17 protein-coding genes are annotated in these 20,881 nt (G+C 53.5%); 2 read left to right on the forward strand and 15 right to left on the reverse strand.

The window, feature by feature from the left end:
- Positions 1 to 39: 39 nt before the first annotated feature.
- The 3 genes from PEL01S_RS22670 to PEL01S_RS22680 form a co-directional block, all read right to left on the reverse strand.
- The gene (locus tag PEL01S_RS22670; protein WP_063183775.1) at positions 40 to 579 is read right to left on the reverse strand and encodes a GDYXXLXY domain-containing protein; all 540 of its coding nucleotides are present in this window, start codon (positions 577 to 579) and stop codon (positions 40 to 42) included.
- The gene (locus PEL01S_RS22675) at positions 572 to 1,801 is read right to left on the reverse strand and encodes a DUF2157 domain-containing protein (protein WP_127461926.1); all 1,230 of its coding nucleotides are present in this window, start codon (positions 1,799 to 1,801) and stop codon (positions 572 to 574) included. The genes PEL01S_RS22670 and PEL01S_RS22675 overlap by 8 nt, the downstream gene beginning before the upstream one ends.
- Positions 1,802 to 2,044: 243 nt before the next feature.
- Positions 2,045 to 3,460, reverse strand: a complete 1,416-nt coding sequence (locus PEL01S_RS22680) for a HEAT repeat domain-containing protein (RefSeq protein ID WP_063183777.1) — start codon at positions 3,458 to 3,460, stop codon at positions 2,045 to 2,047.
- A gap of 450 nt (positions 3,461 to 3,910) precedes the next feature.
- On the opposite strand from PEL01S_RS22680, the gene PEL01S_RS22685 reads away from it, so the two are divergent.
- Positions 3,911 to 4,828, forward strand: a complete 918-nt coding sequence (locus PEL01S_RS22685) for an NAD-dependent epimerase/dehydratase family protein (protein ID WP_127461927.1) — start codon at positions 3,911 to 3,913, stop codon at positions 4,826 to 4,828.
- A gap of 66 nt (positions 4,829 to 4,894) precedes the next feature.
- The gene (locus PEL01S_RS22690; protein ID WP_239551340.1) at positions 4,895 to 6,172 is read left to right on the forward strand and encodes an ATP-binding protein; all 1,278 of its coding nucleotides are present in this window, start codon (positions 4,895 to 4,897) and stop codon (positions 6,170 to 6,172) included.
- 78 nt (positions 6,173 to 6,250) lie between these two features.
- On the opposite strand, the gene PEL01S_RS22695 is transcribed toward PEL01S_RS22690, so the two are convergent.
- The 12 genes from PEL01S_RS22695 to PEL01S_RS22750 all read right to left on the reverse strand — a co-directional run bounded on the left by PEL01S_RS22695 (position 6,251) and on the right by PEL01S_RS22750 (position 20,878).
- Entirely contained in the window at positions 6,251 to 8,056 is a 1,806-nt protein-coding gene (locus PEL01S_RS22695) for a peptidoglycan D,D-transpeptidase FtsI family protein (RefSeq protein ID WP_127461929.1), read from the reverse strand.
- A 318-nt stretch (positions 8,057 to 8,374) separates the two neighbouring features.
- Positions 8,375 to 9,517, reverse strand: coding sequence for a group II intron reverse transcriptase/maturase (gene ltrA / locus PEL01S_RS22700; RefSeq protein WP_164824312.1), 1,143 nt, complete (start codon positions 9,515 to 9,517; stop codon positions 8,375 to 8,377).
- A 578-nt stretch (positions 9,518 to 10,095) separates the two neighbouring features.
- Positions 10,096 to 12,273: a methyl-accepting chemotaxis protein gene (locus tag PEL01S_RS22705; RefSeq protein ID WP_127461930.1), complete on the reverse strand. Its 2,178-nt coding sequence runs from the start codon at positions 12,271 to 12,273 to the stop codon at positions 10,096 to 10,098.
- A 382-nt stretch (positions 12,274 to 12,655) separates the two neighbouring features.
- The gene (locus PEL01S_RS22710; protein ID WP_063183782.1) at positions 12,656 to 13,945 is read right to left on the reverse strand and encodes a peptidase U32 family protein; all 1,290 of its coding nucleotides are present in this window, start codon (positions 13,943 to 13,945) and stop codon (positions 12,656 to 12,658) included.
- Between the two features lie 33 nt (positions 13,946 to 13,978).
- Positions 13,979 to 14,920, reverse strand: coding sequence for a peptidase U32 family protein (locus PEL01S_RS22715; protein WP_063183783.1), 942 nt, complete (start codon positions 14,918 to 14,920; stop codon positions 13,979 to 13,981).
- A 31-nt stretch (positions 14,921 to 14,951) separates the two neighbouring features.
- A complete protein-coding gene (gene mltG, locus PEL01S_RS22720; RefSeq protein ID WP_127461931.1) occupies positions 14,952 to 16,010 on the reverse strand; it encodes an endolytic transglycosylase MltG in 1,059 nt (352 codons plus the stop codon).
- Positions 16,011 to 16,095: 85 nt separating this feature from the next.
- Entirely contained in the window at positions 16,096 to 16,392 is a 297-nt protein-coding gene (locus tag PEL01S_RS22725) for a DUF1292 domain-containing protein (protein ID WP_371860723.1), read from the reverse strand.
- Between the two features lie 69 nt (positions 16,393 to 16,461).
- A complete protein-coding gene (locus tag PEL01S_RS22730; protein WP_010497099.1) occupies positions 16,462 to 16,788 on the reverse strand; it encodes a DUF1292 domain-containing protein in 327 nt (108 codons plus the stop codon).
- 6 nt (positions 16,789 to 16,794) lie between these two features.
- A complete protein-coding gene (ruvX, locus tag PEL01S_RS22735; protein ID WP_063183787.1) occupies positions 16,795 to 17,217 on the reverse strand; it encodes a Holliday junction resolvase RuvX in 423 nt (140 codons plus the stop codon).
- Between the two features lie 27 nt (positions 17,218 to 17,244).
- The gene (locus tag PEL01S_RS22740) at positions 17,245 to 17,508 is read right to left on the reverse strand and encodes an IreB family regulatory phosphoprotein (RefSeq protein ID WP_010497096.1); all 264 of its coding nucleotides are present in this window, start codon (positions 17,506 to 17,508) and stop codon (positions 17,245 to 17,247) included.
- 78 nt (positions 17,509 to 17,586) lie between these two features.
- A complete protein-coding gene (gene alaS / locus PEL01S_RS22745; RefSeq protein ID WP_127461933.1) occupies positions 17,587 to 20,208 on the reverse strand; it encodes an alanine--tRNA ligase in 2,622 nt (873 codons plus the stop codon).
- Positions 20,209 to 20,593: 385 nt separating this feature from the next.
- The gene (locus PEL01S_RS22750) at positions 20,594 to 20,878 is read right to left on the reverse strand and encodes a hypothetical protein (protein ID WP_010497092.1); all 285 of its coding nucleotides are present in this window, start codon (positions 20,876 to 20,878) and stop codon (positions 20,594 to 20,596) included.
- Positions 20,879 to 20,881: the final 3 nt, after the last annotated feature.

A 20,881-nucleotide genomic window follows, 5' to 3' on the forward strand; every position in this document is an offset into this window, starting at 1 on the left:
GGAAGCCGAGTTTTTTCATATTTTATCATCAATGCAGTGTTACGACCGCTCTTCGAGCCCTTCGATTTTTGCCTGGCCCCACGGGGCCACTTTCATGTGGACGATTAGCCGGCTGGCCTTATCCTCAAGTGTTTTGCCGGTCCCCTCGGGCACGAAGTATTTTTCCACACCGTATTTGACGAGAATCTCTTCCCGCCAACTATTGTCAATCCGGCCTTTCATCACGACCTCGCCTTCCTGCGCCATGGGTTTCGAGCCATATGCACCCACCGGCTGGGCAATACCGTCCGCTCCCGGCTTCAGAACCACGTAGACGGGTTGGCCTTTCTCCGGCTTCCTTGCTGTGTCCTTCCACAGCGACGGGTCCAGACGGCTGATGTCATAGCCGAGGGTAACGTAATCGCCGTACAGCAAACTGCGCGGGTCCACCGGCACCGTTCGGACGCGGATATCCTTTCCGAACCAGCCGACCGCATAGACAGATAGAGCGATTCCAATCAGTACAAGCGCCTGTAGCACGACTATTCCGACCTTAAGCAGAGAACGACGGCTGCCACCGGTAACAGCTTTGTCAGACATGTCCGTTCCCCTCCTTCGTATCGTCGAAAAACCGTTTCTTCCGCCGGTTCAGGAACCAACTCAAGCCGATGAGAATACAGCCTCCGAGAATGAAAAACAGTGATTTGTCCATAAAGTCCCATGTCAGCTTGCCGTAAGCCACCATCGTACTGCAGATGAACAGAATCGTCCCGAAGTTGATCTTGAACCGCCATTCCTCGGCATAGCCGCGCCATAGCACGTACAGCGAGAAGAAGAACAGCGCAAGCAGATACAGGACGTCGACGCCGGAAGGCAGGTAAACGAACGGTGCGAGCAAAATCCATTCGAAGGCGCTGGACGCCCGGCCGTTTCGCAGCTTGCCGATTAGCGAGACGGCAAAGAGAAGGATGAGCGCCCCGAAGTAATAGAGCGGTTCGGCGAGCAGCCTGCTGTCATCCGCAAGCCCTCTTCCATTTCCAGCCATCACCATGACGATGGCGAAAATAAAGGCAGCGGCAAGCGGAGCCGTCTGCAGCGCGTAGCCCCCGTGACGTTCGTCCTTCAGCCAGTCGCCGAGGACGTAAAGCGCCATGGCCGGAATAAACATCCAGAGGAACGGCACGTCCGAGGCGATCGCCCACATCAGCGCCTGCACCGTTACGCTGAAGCTGAAGCACCAGATCAGCAGCGGATGACGCCATTTCCAGCCGTAAAACCCGAGACCGACAACCAGAAGCGCGAACGTGGTATAGCTGAAGGAACCGAACTCCGCTGCGCCGTACCATTGGGCGATATCGAATAGAAGCAGACTTAGCAAATACAAGTAGCGGCTGCGGTATATAAAGGTCGCGGCCATTCCCGCGCACGCCCACAAAATAAACGTTCCCGCATTGTACGAGACCAAATGAAACATTTGGCCGATTAGCACAATGCCTCCTCCGAAGCTGACGACCCCGAGGCTGACCAGCGCGATGCCCAGCTTATCGTGGCCGCGCCGCAGCGCCAGCTCGCCTCCAGCGTAAAAGCCGATCATCAGTAGCACGATCATGGCAAGGCGGACAAGCTGCGGGATATCCTGCCAGTTCGCAGCTATAAAACTGAGAATGCCCAATCCAACCAAAATGCTTCCGAGAATCGGCAGCAGGCCGACGGCATGATTTTTCGTTTCGTACATACTTAGAAGCTGATCTGCTTGCTCGCGGGTAACGATGCCCCGCTCCACCCAAATCGGGGTTTCTTTCTCCAACCATTTTCGGCTCATCGGAATGCACCCCTTGTTTGCGTAAAATCTTGTGTGAGTGTTGATACCTCAAGTATATCGCGTCCGAGAGGAAAAAGAAGTACTAACTTCCGCTAGTACTACGAACACTCGTTCCACTCGAAACATGCACAAAATTCATTCGGATCGTAAGCTTCTTTACCCGTCCGGCCAGTCCATAAACCCGAAAAACCCCATCCCGCATTTGCGGGACGAGGTTGAACGAGATTGTATCGAATAAAACCATTAAGGATAAAAGGTGCTCTGCGACGTTGTTGTCGGACACCAGCGGGAATTGAGCAGGAAACGGATCAGCACGTCCTTTGCCGCGTCGGTGCCGATGTAATGCAGCGCTTCGGCTGCATGTGCCCGAACGTAACGATTGTCGTCATCCAGCGCTTTTTCAAGCTGCGGCACTGCAGCCTCCCCGGCCGCCCCGACGCGGCATAACGCCAAGCCGGCCATGAAGCGGACCTGAGCATCCTCATCCTGAAGACAGCGGATCAAGGCGGAGACAACGCGGTCCGCAGGCGTGCCGATCATCCCGAGCGTCTCGGTGACCGTCTGCCGGACCGGTGCGGACGGATGATCGAGCAGCTTGACCAGCGACGGTACAGTTTGCGCCGCCAAGTGCCTCAATTCGCCGAGCGCGTAGGCCGCATGGACGACTATCTCATCCCGTTCGCTGCCCAGCGCTTGTTCGAGCGGCGCGACCGCTTCGGCCCCGGCAACCGCCAGGCCGTAAGCCGCCGTGCGGGAAACCTTCACATGATCGTGAAGCAGACCGCGCATCAACGCTTCTACCCCTTCGGGCCCTTTACCAGCAAGCTCGTATGCGGCATTCAAAGCATTTGGCTCGTACGAATCTTCCTGCTTGGCCGCCGTCGCTTGAACTGCCTCCGCTCCTCCCGAAACGATAGCGCCCGTCAAGCTCCCCAGCCGACCGGATAACCAATTCCACGTTTCTTTCCACATCGCTTCATGCTCCACAATCGGCGTACTGAACGAGGCCGGCCGTTTCCATTCGGTTTCCCGGCAATCCCAGCTCGGCGCTTGCGGCGCTTCCGTCCGCATGAACTCGAACTTGAGCATATACCTGTGCCGTCCGAGAAGGTTCGGGGTCGACCGATGCCAGATATCATAATGAATCAGCGCAAAAGTCCCCGCTTTTCCGCTCGCTACCGCCTCACCCTCCGGATTGTCCGCTTCGAAGGTCCGGCTCTCGTAATTTTGCGTGCCGGGCATGATGCCCGTCGGTCCGAGCTCAACAGGCGTATCTTGAGGAAAATACATAATCATCGCCCACCATGGATGATGATTGCGCATTCTGTTGTAGCCCCAATAGCTGTCTTTATGCCAGCCTCCGGCCACGGGAGAAGCGTTATAATGTCCGTGGCGGTGCGCGTGCAGCATATAATTCGGCCCGAGCACGCTGGTTAACGCTCCCGTAACGACCGGGTGATCGAATACTTTGTGCAGTTCGCGAATGCGCGGCAGCAGATTGTTCCCAGGGTTCCCTTCATGCTCGTACACATGATTCAACTGATCCGTCAGTGCAAGGTGAAATGACTCGGGGAAATCCGTTTGCAAGATCAGGAACCCTTCGGTTATAAACGTTCTCATTTGCTCATCGGTCAACAAAACAGGGGTTGGACGGCTCATTTCTTTTTCCTCCCAGGAAGTGAAGTATGTCGATGCCCTCATTATAGAAAAGAAGCCGGGCCGCGCCCATGCAGGAAGGTAATTCGGATTTACACAAAAATAAGGATTTTTCCGACGCTAATTCCATCCATTATGCATATTTTATTTTTACAAACGGTCCGATATAATGGTAAGATAGCTATTTTGAACCACACCCCGGTTTTTCCTGATCCGACGTGGATACATCGCGCTCAGCGGCGAATTGAACCATTTCGGCCGAACATCGAATACAAACCGCGAAGGCGTTCATGGACGCTTACAACATCACGATGATTATGATATTTGGCTGACGTCCGAAGGCGGCCATGTGTGGGTCAACGACGTTCATTGGATCATTTAACCAGCAGAATACTTTCCTTAGCTTACTGCGGCACATCAAATGAACGAAATTAAATTAATGGAGGTCTTTACATGAATATTTTAGTAACTGGCGGTGCAGGATTTATTGCATCTCACATTGTAGATGCATTGATAGAAGCAGGCCATCGTGTTTGCGTGATCGATAATTTGTCTACCGGAAACCGGGAGCATCTGAATGAACAAGCGTCTTACTACGAAGTAGATATTTTGGACGAACAGATTGCCGAAATTTTTGCCGAAACGAAACCAGAGATCGTCATTCATCATGCTGCACAAATCGATGTGCAGACCTCCATTCAAAATCCGATGTTCGACGCAAAAGTCAACATATTGGGAACGATTGCCCTGCTTGAACAGTGCCGTAATCATGGCGTTCGTAAAATAATTTATGCTTCGTCGGCTGCGGTTTACGGAACTCCGGAATATTTGGGCGTAGACGAACGCCATCCGCTGCGGCCGCTATCCTTTTACGGTATCTCAAAGCATACACCGGAGCATTACATTGAAGCGTTCTCTTATCTGTATGGTTTGGATTACACCATTCTGCGTTATGCAAATGTCTATGGCATCCGGCAGGATCCAAAAGGCGAAGGCGGCGTCGTATCCATTTTTGTGGACAAGCTTCTGCGGGGCGAGCAGCCGATCATTTTCGGTGACGGTGAACAGACCCGAGACTTCATCTACGTTAAAGACATCGTCTCTGCGAATATGGCCGCTTTGGAAAAAGGCAGCCGGGGATTGTTCAATGTAAGCTGTAATGAGCAAACCTCGGTTAAAGAGCTTTTACAGCTTATGAGCGAGCTGTGCGAGGCAACATTTGCACCGGAATATAGGGCACCGCGAGCTGGCGACATCGTACATAGCCGATTGGATAACACAGCTGCTGCACAGCTGCTTAACTGGCAGCCGCGTTATTCTCTTCGCGACGGACTGAAAGAGACATGTGATTACTATCGCAAATTATATTAAATCCTTGCCAGAAAAGGGCCGGAGAGGCTTCTCAAAACACGCTGCCCAAAGGTGATGACATTGAATTTGCTCCACCAATTGCTGTTAAACATGCTTATCGTGATTACGCCGGTCATGCTGTATCACCTGTTTTGGATAGACCGACTGCAGCATGTGAACGTGCGTACGAACCAGATCATCGTTACCGTCATCTGCACGGTTGCCTCTTTGGTCAGCATGATGCATCCGTTCGAGCTCTCCCCCGGATATTTGTTCGATTTCCGCTTGATTCCGCTCGCCTTGTGCTTTTTCTATGCCGGACCTTTGCCGGCGCTAGGCGTAGCCGCCATTATTATGGCTTACCACTGGAAGTCGGAACGGCTCGGACTTCATACGCTGCCGATTTCACTCGGCTTCAATCTCATCCTGCTGTGGTACTGCAAACGCCGGATCGCCGATGCGGCCCGGCTGCTCAATACGGCGACAGCAGCCGCACTGGGATTCGTTTTGTCATTGATTACGGCTTTTGTCGCCTTGTTCACGCTGTGGCAGGAGCACATTCCAGTTACAGGATACTTCTTCCTGTTTTTTGCTTCATTCAGCCTTATCCATTCATTTACCGCCGGACTTGTCGTCTATATCATCAGGCAGATCAAGCGAAATATCGATATGCGCAAGCAGTTGCAGCATAACGATAAAATGAATATGCTGAGCGAGCTGGCAGCCTCCTTCGCCCACGAAATCCGCAATCCGATGACCGTCGCCCGCGGGTTCGTGCAAATGATGCGTCAAAACGACTTGGCGGAAGACAAGCGGCAAATTTACAGCCAGATGGTATTGGAAGAGGTCGATAAAGCGCAGGCGATCATTAACGATTACTTATCCTTCGCCAAGCCCCAGCTGGAAGAGATCGAGCTGGTAGACGCCAAGCCGCTTATTTTACAGACGGTCCAAACACTGCAGTCGTACGCCGACCTTCGGGGCGTATCGGTGGAAATGCATCTGCAGGACAAGCTGATGATCAGTGCCAATCCGGATAAGTTCTCGCAGTGCATCATGCATTTGTGCAAAAACGGCATTGAAGCGATGCCCGGCGGAGGAAAGCTGCAAATCGTCGGCGTGCTGCAAAATCAGACGGTGTGCATCGACATTATCGATCAAGGGATCGGTATGACGCAGGATGAAGTCGGACGGCTCGGCACGCCGTTCTATTCCACCCGCGGCAAAGGGACCGGTCTTGGCATGATGGTCACCTATCGGGCCATTCAAAACATTCACGGCCGGATTGACGTAACGAGCGAAGTAGGCAAAGGCACCTGTTTCTCGATTTTGATTCCGTCTCTGCACTCCTCTACCTATCATTAACCTCAATGGAAAAAGGCTGAGTCTTCGCCGTATATCGCGCGAAAACGCAGCCTCCCTCATAATCCCCTTATCGTTCCACTACTTTTTAGAGTTATCAGCCAAAATATTCATCACTTCCTTAAAAAGCGGGATCGCCTTATGGCTGCTCCCTTCCGGGACGTTCTGGACGACCACCGCAGCGGCATAGCGGGGCTGTTCCGCAGGACCGTAGCCGATAAACCAATGATTCTCACCGCGCCGTCCGTTTTTTAACCTAACCTGCGCCGTCCCCGATTTTCCGGCCAGGCTCCATTTCGCCGATCGCAGCGTCTTCCCGGTGCCGTGCTCCACCGTCTCGGCCATCCAACCCAGCAGCCGCTTCGCCGTCGCCGGCTTGATAGGTTTAGCAGCCTGCTCAAGCTCATGAGGCGGGAACGACTGGTATAACCGATCGTTCTGGAACCGGATTTCCCGCACGATTCGCGGCGATGCAACCTTCCCTTGATTATACAGCGTCACGACCAAGTTAGCCGCTTGCAGCGGCGTCATTAACACGTCCCGCTGTCCGATGGCCGTCTGTACCAGCGCCCCTTCGTCCGACTTGTCCGAAGCAGTGGCATAGATTTGTCCCTGCTCCTCGGCATCCCATTGCCGAAAACCTTTCCGGGTCAGTACGTCTCCGCTCCAGCCAACGGGCATCTCCAGCCCAAGCCTGCGCGCGTAGGCCTCCAGCTTGTCCCCCCCGAGCCGCTGCGCCACCTTCGCAAACACGATGTTGCACGACTGGGCAAAGCCTTCTTCCAATGTCAGCGTGCCGTGTCCTTCCTTCTTCCAGCAGGTAAAGCCGTATTTCCCAAGTGCGCCTGTACACTCGAACGTTTCGTCCGCTTTGACTACCTTCTCTTCCAAGGCAGCCGCAGCAGTTACGGTTTTAAAAATCGATCCGGGGGCGACCGCTTTTAACGCCTTGTTGCTCCAGCTTCCTTGGGCCAGATCGACATGCTCCGGCTGGAATGCAGGCGTGCTGGCCATCGCGATCGTATCCCCGTTTTGAATATCTAATACGACGACGGCCCCTTCCCTCACGTGCAAGCGTTCCAAGGTCCGTTCGACTTGCTGTTGTATCCCGGAGTCGAGGGTCGTGACGACTTTAAGCGGGTAATACGGATTGCTTGGAGCGATTTGCCGCGTATCAAGTCCGGGCAGCGGACGCTTCCAGCCGTCGGTAAAAAGCGAGACGGAAGACGGCCCAATGCCCTGCAGCCAAGGCTCAAACGTTTTTTCCAGCCCGGCATTGCCGATTTTGCTCGTGAGCTGCAGCTCCCCCTTATGGAATTGGTCGGTGAACTGTCGCGTAATCCGCTCCGGATTTTGCCCGATGAAGCCGAGCACCTGGCTTGCCGGCTGCCACTCGGCGTAGCGCTGCTTGAAGGTCATCGCCCGGACGGATTTCAGACCCAAAGCCTCGATCTTGGCCGCCTGGGCGTCGGTCAAAGGGACCGGACGGCCGGACATGGACCAAACCGCCGGACCTTTCAACTGGCGGAAAAAGGACTGCCAAGAGGAAAGCGGAACGTTCACGATGCTTGCCACCCGGTCCATTACAGTAGACGTATCTGCGGACTCTTCCTCATGGATAGGGAAAACAATCAACACCTTCTGTGCCGTTCCCGTCAAAGGAACGCCGTTTCGGTCCGTAAAATCGCCCCGCCCGCTATCGAGTACAAGACCTTGAGCCCGCTGAATGACCGAATTTTCCACCAAGTCGATCTTTCGTTCCGTCAAGCTGCGGGAGGCCGCCACTTGAATCCAGAACAACCGTAAATTCCAAGCAACCAAAATCCCGATGACCAGCAGCAATACGATAAAAATCCGGTTCTTTTGCAGCTTTGTTCCGTTGTCCATCCCGAGCACCTGCCAGCACCTTGTATGATGATACAAGTATGGTCAGGAACCGCCCTCTGCAAACGGCTAGAGTAAAGGGCTGAATAATTTCAGCCCCTCCTCATCAAACCGTACATGAGGTTTTCCCTCATACGGCTTTCCGATGTTCGTCATTCATGGGCATGCAGATTACAAAAGCGTCTTTAATCCATGGAGTTTCGTCATGTACTTTACTTCTTGAAATGAACTCATCCATCTTTTTCGTTGTCTTTTCTTTGCGTACCATCTTGTGAACCGCTGAAGGATGTACCAATCCAGCTTGGCTAGCTTCTCTTGGCTTTAGACGGTGTAGTAATAGTTCCGCCAGCCTTGAATCTTCGGATTTAGCCACGCGACCTGCTCTTCCATTGATTTGGATCGCATGCATGGCGGAGATAGTCGTTCTTTCACCACGCCTCGAATTCGTTCCTCCGCTTTCCGGGTCAGCCACTGTTGGGTCGTGTAATAGACTCGTCCTTGTGACGTTTCCGCTTTCGTCTTCCGGTGATGCATGCCGAGGAAGTCGAAACCTTCCTCGCCCGTCCACAGCCCGACGATTCGCGTTTTGGTCGGATGTAGGGTCAGTTCCAGTCGCTCCATAATCGTTTGAATGAGGGCGTAGGCACGATCTGCATCCTTCTTCGTCTTGCAGACGACCACAAAGTCGTCTGCGTAGCGCGTCAGTTCTCCAACTCCTTGACCGTGGCGTTCCCACAATACATCGAAGTAGTTCAAATAGATGTTCGCCAAGAGTGGCGAGATGACTCCGCCTTGCGGAGTGCCTAAGTCGGCACGTCGAACGCTTCCTTCTTCCATTACACCTGCGCTTAGCCACTTTCGAATCAGCTTTAAGACTCGTCTGTCGCTGATCCGCATCGCGACCAGCTTCATGAGCTTCTCTTGGTTAATGCTGTCGAAGTAGCCTTGGATGTCGACGTCGACCACCCAATTCCCTTTGCGGTTACAGGCTTTTCGAATGCGTTCGAGCGCTCCCTTGGCGCTGCGTTTCGGACGGAAGCCAAACGAGGCTTCCTGAAAATCCATTTCAAAGACCGGTTCAATGACGAGCTTCGTTGCCATTTGTATGACGCGGTCTCGTACCGTTGGGATGCCGAGCGGTCTTTGTTTGCCATCCTTCTTCGGAATGTAATGTCTTCTTACCGGTGCTGGGTGGTATTCACCATCCTTCAACAACCGATGGCATTCCTCGATGAATACAAACTCCCCTCGCTTCTCGATCTCCGCGAGGGTTTGACCGTCGACACCCGCGGCTCCTTTATTGGCGCGAACTCGACGCCACGCTTCCCACAGAATATCTCTGCGGTACACCTTGTCATACAGGGCATGAAATCTACGCTTTTTGTTTTCCTTGGCCGCATGACCTAGCTTCTCTTGGAGTTGTTGAACGTTTTCTTTTGGTGTCGTTAGCCGTTTGGCATTCACTAATTCGTACCTCCTTAAGAAACATGAACAAAGCAGGGCTCCTTCCCTCCCGCAGGTTGTGTTGTCCTGCGCTCCTCGGTACTATGAACCCCTCGGACTCCCTTCCTGCAGACAGCTCACTTCACCTTCTGGGCTTATAGAATGTCTCTTTACGGATTCAAAAAAAAAAACTCGTGCAGGGGAGGGTCTCCCCAGTTCACTGCATGATCTTTCATGCCATACCGATCCCCTTACACCGGAGGATTCTTCGCTGTCGTTCCAAGTTCTTCACAGCTTCCATGGCCTTCGTCCAGTTTAGCGAGACTCGGCTTCCTCTTTTCCCCCTTGCGGGGCCTTTTTGACGATGCGGCAGGATTCACTTGATGTTACGGTCTGGTATGTTGCTCGCCCTGCCTCTGTCAGGTACTTTTGTCGATGCGCTTTTACGCACGGATTTCGCCATGCGCAAGCATCCTAGCTACGAAGGTGGCTTGGCCCCTCCTTCGGTTGGACTTTCACCAACTAGATCATGCGTGCCTCTGGGCACGCCAAAACAAAAAGCGCCTTCCCCACTGGAGAAGACGCTTTGCAGACCTGCATTAAACTTGGAATTTCGACAACTGTTCCTTCAACGAGTTTGACAGGTCTTCGAGACTGTCGGACAGCTTCACAAGACCGGAGCTAATGCTCATTTGCTCCGAGCTCAGAGATGCCACCTCTTGCGAAGTCGCGGACGATTCTTCGGCCACAGCGCTGACGTTCGACATCGCATCGCTCAGCACCATCTGCGACGCTTCAAGCTCGCTGATCGACTCCGTTACTTCGGACAACCGTTCAATGAATTCGCCCATCTGCGAATCGACTTGCTTAAAGATCGAATCGGCTTCTTTCACGGATTCGATTTGTTCCTGGAAAATCGGGTAAGCCTGCGAGAGCACGTTAACCGTCTCGTCAATTTCCTTCTGAATCGTTTCGGTAATTTGGCCGACGATCGCGATCGATTGTCTGGATTGGTCGGCCAGCTTGCGGATTTCGTCCGCAACGACCATGAAGCCTTTCCCCGCCGCACCGGCCCGGGCCGCTTCAATCGTAGCGTTCAACGACAAGATGTTCGTTTGCTTCGTCATGTTGCTGAGCACGTCCAAAATTTTGCGGATGGAGCGGGTGCTTTCCTTCAGGTTATCGACCTTCTCCACCATCGAGCGGGTCATCGCTTCGGTTGCGTTCGTTTTGCCGATCAGCTCGGACATATACTCGATCCCTTGCTTACTCGACGCTTGAACTTCCGAAGCCGCGGAGCCCATAACGATGTTGGCGTCGACCACGCTTTTCATCTGCATGCCGATATTGTGAGTCAGCTCGTTGCCGCGCTCGGATTTCATAGCCAGGCTGGATGCGCCGCTGGCGATTTCTTCAGTAGCGACGGCGATTTCTTTAGCCGACGTAGCCGTTTTCTTCGAAGCGTCCGACAAGCTCCCCGCCGTTTGCAGTACCTCTTGAGCGGAATGATTCGTCTGCTGTACCAGCGTCGTAATTTTTTCCATCATCTGGTTGAAGCTTTGACCAAGCTGTCCGATCTCGTCTTGGCTCGTAACGGTCATCCGCACCTTCAGGTTGCCTTGCTCCCCTTCTTTCATCAAGTTGCGGAGCTGAACGACCGGGCGTCCGATCATTCGTACGATGAAGTATCCGATGACAATGGCGATAATCATCGCCACAAAAGCCATCAGCCAAGTCATCCCGAAGATGACTCCCGCATCCTTCACAAGCTCCGCCACTGGCATCGCGCCGATCAAAAGCCAATTCGTTTTGGCCGACTTGAAATAAACGAGCTGCATGTCGCGGCTGCTGTTTTGCAGGTTTCCTTTGTCTTCTGCAAAGGCTTCCTTCGTTACCCCCAGATCGCTCGGTTTGCCAAGCACCGCAACGTCCTGGTTATAGATGTAGTTCATGTCAGGTGTGACGATGACCGTTTTTCCGCCTTCGCCCATCGAGATTTGACTGAGCTCCTTACCAACCGCTTCCAAGTTAATCTCCAACAGAAGCACGGACTGCACGGCATTGGTCGTCGTGTTCTTCAGCACGCGGCCCAAACCGAACGAAGCCGTGCCGGCATTGCCAAGCGAATCCGAGTAGCCCTTCGCTCTGGATTCCAACCAAGTCGCTTTACCGTTGCCTTCAACGATCTTCTTGAACCAATCTTCCTGTGCCAGGCTTTCCTTACTCATCGCTGAACCGGCCGAAGCTACCGGCTCTCCGCTTGCTTTAAACAAATAGATCGACTTGAGCGTTTTGTTCGAGTACGAATAAACGTTCAGCTTGTCGCCAAGCTTCTGCCGGAGCTGGAGAAAATCGTAGCTATTTTTATTCACGGTATCCATATCCGCAAGCAGCTTTTTCAAATCTTCGTCCAGCAAAATTTGCATCGACAAGTCTTCGTAGGTGGCGTAGAGCAGATCGAGCTTCTGCCCGGCTTGCATAATGGTTCCTTCCGACGCGTCGGCCACCTTTTTCTGGATTACTCCCTTGGAGATGTTATAAGAAGTCAGACCTACGGTCAACACGAAAAACAAGATGCTGATAAAAAAGATAAGGAACAGCTTGCCCCCTACCGACCTCAACAAGTTCAAAAGACCTACTTCCTTCAGTGAACCCACTACTTTAGAAGCACTCGAACCTTCGGAACGATTCGGGTCGGATGAATTAGGGAGCCCTTTTTTCAACGATTTGCCGGCTTTTTGCAGGCTGGCTTTAAGTGAAGACCATTGATCCTTCACAGGAAACACCACCTAGATATGTATTAGTTTTAAAAGTATGCAAGTATTTAACCGGTTAATGTTGGTATTCGACATGAACTGTCAAAATCCCTTTAGTTCATTGGATTGCGATCAAAAAAATAGTAGTTCCACCGCCTCAATTCATAATCGCCTTACGAAATATATAAATTTTTAATTAATAAAAAAAGAGTATCTTTATCTATATCGGGACCAAGTAGGTAAAATGTTATAGATATTTTAACAAAAAATACGATTGCATGACCGAAGGCGCATACTTGGGCCATTGGACCGACTCTCGCCGGGATTATCCGTCTGAAAGCGCAAAAAAGCTCCGTCCCTAAGGGACGGAGCGTCGTCAAGCGGCGGTTACAGCCGCGGCCATTTACGAATTTCTCATTTTTTTGCGCATCATATCAAACGGACGGACCGGTTGCTCCACCTTCATCCGGATGAGCTGCAGCGGATGACGCGCAGCGTCGAGCGATTTGCCCTCTTCATCGTGCAGCTCACCCACCGTCTGCTTGAAGAACGTGCCCTTCGGACCGAAGAACTCCACTTCCTGCCCCGGCTTAAAATGGTTCCGCTGCTGGATCAGCGCGGTCTCCGTCGCTTCGTCATACGCCATCACAACGCCGACAAAATCATACGGAGCCGCTTTGTCCTCAGGCTCGAAGATGTGGTCCTCGTGCCCCGGGCGGTCGTAGAAAAACCCGGTATTGAGCGGACGGTTAGCCGCCTTCTGAATCTCGTACAGCCACTCCGGCTTCATCTCGTAATGCTCCGGATCGGCAAAATACGCATCGATCGCTTGACGGTACGCATTGACGACCGTGGCGACGTAATGAACGCTCTTCATGCGGCCTTCGATTTTGAAGCTGTCGACGCCGGCGCGAATCAGCTCGGGAACGTACTCGATCATGCACAGATCCTTCGAGCTCATCGAGAACGGATTGTCGCCCGTTTGGAACAACGGAATTTCCTTGATACCGATCTGCGGTCCGCTCAGCTCTTCCTCGGTAGTAAACAGATCGTATTTCCAGCGGCAGGACTGCGAACAGCCGCCGCGGTTCGAGTCGCGGTCCGTGAAATGATTCGACAGCACGCAGCGTCCCGAATAGGAGCTGCACATCGCCCCATGGACGAACACTTCGATCTCCATATCGACGTGCGTCTTGATCTCGACGATTTCTTCCATGGTTGCCTCACGGGCAAGCACGACCCGGTCGATGCCTTCTTCTTTCCAGAACTGCACGGCCTGCCGGTTCATCGTGGACTGCTGGGTGCTCAGGTGAATTTCCAGCTTCGGAGCCGCGCGTTTGCACGTCTCGATAATAATCGGGTCCGCCACGATGATCGCATGCACGCCAGCATCCTGAATGCCGCGAAGATAATCTTCCAGGCCTGACAAATCTTCATTGTGGGCATAAATATTCGTTGCGACGAATACTTTTGCGCCATATTTCTCTGCAAACTCGACCCCTTCCCGCATTTCCTCGAAGGTGAAGTTATCTGCGTTCGACCTGAGCCCGTATTGCTGCCCGCCGATATAGACCGCATCCGCCCCGTAATGAACGGCGAATTTCAGCTTTTCCAAGCTTCCGGCCGGCGCGAGCAGCTCAGGTTTCTCGAACCGCACTCGCTTGCCAAGGAGCTCTTGCTTCAACAATGTCATGATATTCCACCTCGCTTATATCTTCGAATAATATTAATAAACCTGCTCTTTGAAAAAGAATCCGTACGTCAGCTCGCGCCGTTCGTCCTGCAGCGCGCGGATCGCATCCAGCCACTCCTCTTGAAACTCGTAGCCGTCCGGATTCGCCGTATACGCGTCTATCACTTGCCGGTAACCACGCACAACCACTTCATTGTACTCCGGCGATTTCAGCAGCGCCTCCAGCTTGAAGCTGTCGATACCGCCTTCCATCAGCTCATGCAGGCTATCCAGCATACAGATGTCGTCCGAGCTCATAATGTGCGTGCCGTTCGCATCCTCGTAGATCGGATATCGCTCGTTCGGCCGCTCCTGCTCGATCAGGAACAAGCCTTCCTCTTTATCGAGCTCCAGCTTTTCAAGCTCTTGAGGACGCCCTTGATGCTCTTTATAATTGGTCAACAGGCTCCGCTTCGAGTGATATATATTCGTAATGCCATGAACTTGCACTTCCACTTCCATCGAGCCATCAAGCTGACGCGCGATTTCCAGCGTCTCCTCCAGGTTCAGCTCGCGGGCCAGCACCATGCGGGCCGCCCCTTTACTTGCCCAATAGCTAGCCGTCGCATAGTTGGTGGAGGTCATCTCCGCGTTCCAATGCAAACGCATGCCGGATGCGAAGCCGCGAACCGCCATCAGCACGGCCGGATCGCCGAAAACGATGCCGTCGATACCCGCTTGCTGCAGCCGGCCTACATACTTTTCCAGCTCAGGCAGCAAGTCGTTGTCCATAATATTGTTGACGGCTGCGTACACTTTCGCTCCGTGTTCATGCGCCCATGTAACGAGCGATGCCAGCTCCTCCGCCGTTACTTCCCCTGGCAGCCGCAAGCCGAACCGATGCTCGCCTACGAGGACAGCGTCCGCCCCTGCCTCGATATACCGCTTCGCTTCTGCGGATGATCCGGCCGAAATCAATAGTTCCGGTTTTTTCATCGCCTGCTCACCTTCTCCTCACATTGTAAAGCTACGGCTTGGCGCTTTTGGCGCTCTCCGCGATATTCTTCTTATGCTGCTCGAACGTCTCCGCAAACAAATGCGCCTTGCTTCCGTCCTTTTTCGTGACATAAAACAAATATTTGGTATCTGCCGGATAAATCGCCGCTTTGATCGAGGCGAGGCTCGGACTTGCAATCGGTCCGGGCGGCAGCCCTTTATTCAAATACGTATTATAAGGACTTTGAATCTGCAGATCTTTCTCGAACAGCCGGTCCTTCGGCTTGTCGAACAAATACTGCACGGTCGCATCGATTTGCAGCGGCATGCCCTGCTTTAAGCGGTTATGAATGACGCCGCTAACGAGCGCGCGCTCGTCCTCGACAACAACCTCGCGCTCGATGAGCGAGGCCAGCGTCAGCATCTGATGCACGGTCAAGCCGCGTTGGGCCAATGTCTGCTTCCAATCCTGCGGCAGCTGCCCAAGCTTCTTGTCGAGCTCTTGCGTCATCGTCTCGATCATCTCTTGCGGACTCGTCCCCTTTTTCCATTCGTACGTTTCCGGGAACAAATACCCTTCGAGACGGGACCGCAAGGACGCGTCGGCCGGAATCTGCGCCGCTGCGGAGCCTTCTGCCCCCTTGTAGCCTTGTACAAGATTCATGAACTGCTGCAAGTCAACGCCTTCCTGCTGCTGCAGCTTTTCCGCGATCTGACGCACGGTATAGCCCTCAGGCACCGTTAGGCGAATGCCCGCTTCCTTAACCGTATCTCCCTGGTTCAGGTGCTCGATGATCTCGTCCGGCGACATTCCAGGCTTCATGGCGTACTCGCCTGCTTGGAAGCGGCCGCCTTCCTGCTTGTATTTCAAGTACCACGTAAAAACGCGGGCGCTGCGAATAATGCCTTTGCTCTCCAGCTCAGCCGCGAGCTGTCCCGTTCCGGCGCCCGGCGGCAGCGAGATGCGCTGCTCCGTCTCCGAAGCCGGCATCGGCTGAAGCGAGCGGGTGACATACCACCCAAACCCTGTCCCGGCTCCGGCCACCATTGCAACAATTCCTATGATTCCCCAAATCCATACCCGTTTCACGGCGCCGCTCCTTCTACATCTCCGCAAACAAACGAAAAAGAGCGGATCATCTCCGCTCAGGCTTCCTTAAGAAAAAAGTTGTACATTACAACTGTTCGTCAGCCGGAAAAGTCAACTCGTCGAAAAGCTCGGAGACGTTTTCCCATTCATCGTCGTCTTCGATCGTTTCAAGCTCAAGCTCCCCGTCATCTTTCCGTGTCACACGGTAAATTTCCGGTTCGTCTTCCTTGCCCGCCTTTGCTTTTTCCAGCATCGCGTACCCTTGATCACCCAGGATCAATTCGGAGACGATACGATAGACGACGGATTCCTGCTCTTCGTCATACAAAATAATATCATCTCCGAACGTTTCCCGCAACTGACGGGTCGGCGTCGCTTCCATATTCGGGTTCAACGTTCCAGCCTCCTTATGCAAACGGCAAGCCTCCCATACGGGAGGCCGGGCGCCATCTTACTTGGACGATTCTTCTTCCTCGTCGTCGTATTCGTCCATCAGCGTGTTGAACGTTTCCTCCACGATATTCCATTCTTCTTCGTCCTCAATCGTGTACAGCTGCAGGTCGTCGCCGTCCTCTTCATAGCGGAACGCGTACACTTCGTCGGATTCCTCGTCGGCATCGACAGGAACAACCATCATATACTTTTTATCCGAGCCGTCCACTTCGAATTTCATGATGACTTCGAATTCTTCTTCGTTGCCTTCTTCGTCGGGAATGTAAATAATTTCGGGCTCTTCTTGCAGCTGTTCCTGATTGGTATTTTGATCTTTATCTGTCACCGTTCTTCACCTCTTCGAGTTGGATTGTGCATCCATATATCCTTGCAAAATGAGCGCAGCCGCCATCTTGTCGATGACCAGCTTTCGTTTCTTGCGGCTGACGTCCGCCTCCAGCAGCGTGCGCTGGGCGGAGGCGGTTGTCAGCCTTTCATCCCACAAATGCACCGGCAATTGTAGGGTTTCATGCACTTGCTCTGAAAATGCGATACAAATTTCTCCACGCGGACCGATCGTGTTGTTCATGTTTTTCGGCAGGCCTACGACGATCTCCGTGACGCCGTATTGCGCGATAAGCTCCCGAAGGCGGGCCATATCGCGCTCCTCGGTCGTTCTCCGGATCACTTCAAGCCCCTGCGCGGTCCAACCGAGCTCGTCGCTGACGGCGACGCCGATCGTCTTGTCCCCGTAATCCAGTCCCATCAAGCGCATTAGGTTCTCCAGTCTGGCGGCTTTCTTTTAAGATTTATATTGCTGCAAGTAGGAACGAACCAGTTCCTCGATCAATTCGTCCCGCTCCCGCTTGCGGATGATGCTGCGCGCATTGTTGTGACGCGGAATGTAAGCCGGGTCGCCCGAGAGCAAATAGCCTACAATTTGGTTGATCGGATTGTACCCCTTCTCCTGCAGCGCATCGTACACCGCTAGAATGACTTCTTTGGGCGAGGTCTCGATCTCTTCCGCTTTTACATTGAACTTCATCGTTTTATCCATCGAACTCATTTAGAGGCACCCCCCTGCATTTGATCAATACTGACTTATTCGCCACGATCCTAAAAATTCCTGTTTACGGCAAAATTATTATTTTGCCGCGACGAGCTGCTCCACGCTTTGCAGCGCTTCCTGCAGCTTGGAAGCGTCCTTGCCGCCGGCCTGCGCCATATCCGGACGGCCGCCGCCGCTGCCGCCGCAGCGGGAAGCGACTTCCTTGATCAGCTTGCCCGCGTGGTAGCCCTTTGACACCAGATCCGGCGTCACGGCCGCAACCAGATTGACCTTGTCCTCCGCAGCGGCTCCGAGCACGATCACGGCCGAGCCAAGCTTCGTTTTCATCTGGTCGACAATATTGCGGAGCGACTCCATGTCTCCTGCGCTCACCTGAGCGGCAAGCACCGTTACGCCGTCCACCGTTTTCGCCTGATCGGTGAGCGAGCCTGCTTCAATGCCGCTGAGCTTCGCTTTGAGCGATTCGTTCTCGCGCGATACTTCCTTCAGTTGTGCAAACAAGCCGTCGATCCGTTTCGGCACGTCGCCGATGTTCGATTTCAGCAGGCTTGCGGCATCGCGCAGCAGTTGAAGCTGTCCGTCCAAATATTGGTAGGCGTTTCGTCCCGTCGTCGCTTCGATCCGGCGCACACCGGAGCCGATTCCCGACTCGCTGACGATTTTGAACAAGCCGATCTGGCTCGTGTTCCGCACATGGCAGCCTCCGCACAGCTCCAAGCTGTAACCGCCGACTTGCACGACGCGGACGATATCGCCGTATTTTTCGCCGAACAGCGCCATCGCGCCCATAGTCTTAGCTTCGGCAATCGGCTTGAGCGAAATATCGACTTCGATGCTCTTCCAAATTTGCTCGTTAACCCGCTGCTCGATATCCTGCAGCTCTTCTGCGGAAATACTGCCGAAGTGCGAGAAGTCGAAGCGCAGGCGCTCAGGCGCAACCAGCGATCCGGCTTGGTTCACGTGCTCGCCGAGCACTTCCTTGAGCGCTTTGTGCAGCAGGTGGGTAGCCGTATGATTTTTAATGATATCTTCGCGCACATCCTGCGTGACCGTTGCCTGAACGGTGTCGCCCTTGCGCAGCACGCCCGCTTCCACGACAACGGTATGCACATGCTGTCCGTGCGGCGCTTTGCCCACGTCTTCAACCTTGAGCACCGTATCGCCTGCGGTAATATATCCGTGGTCGCTGACCTGACCGCCGCTTTCGGCATAGAATGGGGTTTGGTCCAAAATCACTTGGCACGTCTCGCCCGTTCCGACCAAATCAACGAACTGGTTCTCATGCACGACCGCAATCACTTTAGCAGCAGTTACCAAATCAGTATATCCAACAAACTCGCTTTTAACCGTGAAATCGGCCAGCGGACCGCCCTGCACTTTCATGCTGTCGGTCTCTTTGCGGGCCTCGCGGGCACGGTCGCGCTGCTCCTGCATCGCTCGATCGAAGCCTTCGCGGTCGACCGTCATGCCTTTCTCGGCGGCGAAATCCTCGGTCAGATCGAACGGGAAACCATATGTGTCGTACAGCTTGAACGCATCCGGGCCGCTGATGACCGTGCTACCTTCGTTGCGGGCTTTGTCGACCATTTCAGCCAAAATCGCAAGGCCGTCGGACAATGTCTCGTGGAAGCGCTCCTCCTCGATGCGGATGATCTTTTCGATGAATTCGCGTTTCTCGACCACTTCCGGGTAGTAGACGCCCATCACGTCACCGACAATCGGCGTCAGCGTATACAGGAACGGCTTGTCCATGCCGAGCACCTTGCCGTACCGCACCGCGCGGCGGAGCAAACGGCGGATGACGTAGCCGCGGCCCTCATTGGACGGAAGCACGCCGTCGCCGACGGAGAAGGCAACCGTACGGATGTGGTCCGCGATCACTTTCAGCGCCACGTCGTACTCTTCGTTTTGCTTGTAGGTCACGCCGGCAAGCTGGGCCGTTTTCTGAATGATCGGCTGGAACAGATCGGTGTCAAAGTTCGAATCGACATCCTGCAGAATAGAAGCGAAGCGCTCCAGACCGGCACCGGTATCGATGTTTTTGTTCGGAAGCGGCGTATAGCTGCCATCCTTGTTATGGTTAAACTGCGAGAAAACCAGGTTCCATACTTCAAGGAAGCGCTCGTTCTCTCCGCCCGGCCAGCATTCGGGATCGCTGAGATCGCCGTACTTGTCGCCGCGATCGTAGAAAATTTCCGTACACGGGCCACAAGGACCTTCGCCGATGTCCCAGAAATTCTCCTGGAGCTTGTAGATGCGCTCTTCAGACAATCCGATCTTTTTATTCCACAGCTCGAACGCTTCGGTATCCTCGGGATATACCGTGACGGACAAGCGGTTCGGATCGAAGCCGATCCACTCAGGGCTCGTCAGAAACTCCCAGGCCCACGTGATCGCTTCCTCCTTGAAATAATCGCCGATGGAGAAATTGCCGAGCATTTCAAAGAACGTATGGTGACGGCGCGTTTTGCCGACGTTCTCAATATCGTTCGTGCGGATGCACTTCTGCGAGTTCGCGATCCGTGGATTTTCCGGGACGACGCGGCCGTCGAAATACGGCTTCAGCGGCGCCATGCCTGCGTTGATCCACAGCAGCGACGGATCGTTATGCGGCACGAGCGGTGCGCTGGGCTCGATCGTATGTCCCTTGCTTTCAAAAAACTTCAACCATTTTGCGCGAATTTCACTTGCTTTCATTGGGTTCATTTTCCTCCCGACACTTCATTTTAATACAAAAAAACGCCCCTGAAACAGGGACGATTTGCTCGCGGTACCACCCTGGTTATTGTGCGGCAGCATGGATGCGCCTTCACAATCTCCTCTGTACGGACGATAACGGGCCCGCCCGGCGGACTTTTTGAATCCGCGCTCCGAAATGAGCATTCGGTCATCCTTCATTAGAAAGGTTTTCCCAGCTGGAGCTGCGAGACTGCAAGCAAGCTTGGCGTGTCGCCTCCAAAACCTTCTCTCTGGCTAATGGACTATGACGTACTTAAATTTCATCAACGCTTTGATGTGCCTGTAAATAAGCACTATTTATCAAAATTATAGCTTTCGGGCAGCAGACTTGTCAACAGAACGTCTACTGCTCCCAAGCCATGCGCTGGACAAGCCGGTGCCTGAACAGACTGATCACGAAATCCTCGTAGAAATCGTGCCGGACAATCCATTGATACTCGGCGTCTTCGTGGGCATAGAATAAGACGTCCGTGATCACGTCGTTATCGTCGAAATAATCGCGAATCCGCTTAACTGCCTTCTCCACACCGGCATCAGGGCGATGGAGCTTCATCCGGAACTCGACATCTTGTCCGTTCGATTGCTCTTCAATGGTCAGAAGCTCCCGGTCATATTCATAGTACAGCATAAG

This window comes from Paenibacillus elgii NBRC 100335, assembly GCF_004000865.1.
In the GTDB taxonomy this organism is placed as follows: domain Bacteria; phylum Bacillota; class Bacilli; order Paenibacillales; family NBRC-103111; genus Paenibacillus_G; species Paenibacillus_G elgii.

What these genes read in the sequence shown, in the direction of transcription:
- PEL01S_RS22675 (WP_127461926.1), bottom strand. Translation starts at nt 1,801, where the DNA reads ATGAGCCGAAAATGGTTGGAGAAAGAAACCCCGATTTGGGTGGAGCGG.
- PEL01S_RS22695 (WP_127461929.1), bottom strand. Translation starts at nt 8,056, where the DNA reads ATGGACAACGGAACAAAGCTGCAAAAGAACCGGATTTTTATCGTATTG.
- PEL01S_RS22680 (WP_063183777.1), bottom strand. Translation starts at nt 3,460, where the DNA reads ATGAGCCGTCCAACCCCTGTTTTGTTGACCGATGAGCAAATGAGAACG.
- PEL01S_RS22685 (WP_127461927.1), top strand. Translation starts at nt 3,911, where the DNA reads ATGAATATTTTAGTAACTGGCGGTGCAGGATTTATTGCATCTCACATT.
- PEL01S_RS22725 (WP_371860723.1), bottom strand. Translation starts at nt 16,392, where the DNA reads ATGGAAGCGACGCCGACCCGTCAGTTGCGGGAAACGTTCGGAGATGAT.
- PEL01S_RS22750 (WP_010497092.1), bottom strand. Translation starts at nt 20,878, where the DNA reads ATGCTGTACTATGAATATGACCGGGAGCTTCTGACCATTGAAGAGCAA.
- PEL01S_RS22715 (WP_063183783.1), bottom strand. Translation starts at nt 14,920, where the DNA reads ATGAAAAAACCGGAACTATTGATTTCGGCCGGATCATCCGCAGAAGCG.
- alaS (WP_127461933.1), bottom strand. Translation starts at nt 20,208, where the DNA reads ATGAAAGCAAGTGAAATTCGCGCAAAATGGTTGAAGTTTTTTGAAAGC.
- PEL01S_RS22740 (WP_010497096.1), bottom strand. Translation starts at nt 17,508, where the DNA reads ATGAGTTCGATGGATAAAACGATGAAGTTCAATGTAAAAGCGGAAGAG.
- ruvX (WP_063183787.1), bottom strand. Translation starts at nt 17,217, where the DNA reads ATGCGCTTGATGGGACTGGATTACGGGGACAAGACGATCGGCGTCGCC.
- PEL01S_RS22670 (WP_063183775.1), bottom strand. Translation starts at nt 579, where the DNA reads ATGTCTGACAAAGCTGTTACCGGTGGCAGCCGTCGTTCTCTGCTTAAG.
- PEL01S_RS22710 (WP_063183782.1), bottom strand. Translation starts at nt 13,945, where the DNA reads ATGACATTGTTGAAGCAAGAGCTCCTTGGCAAGCGAGTGCGGTTCGAG.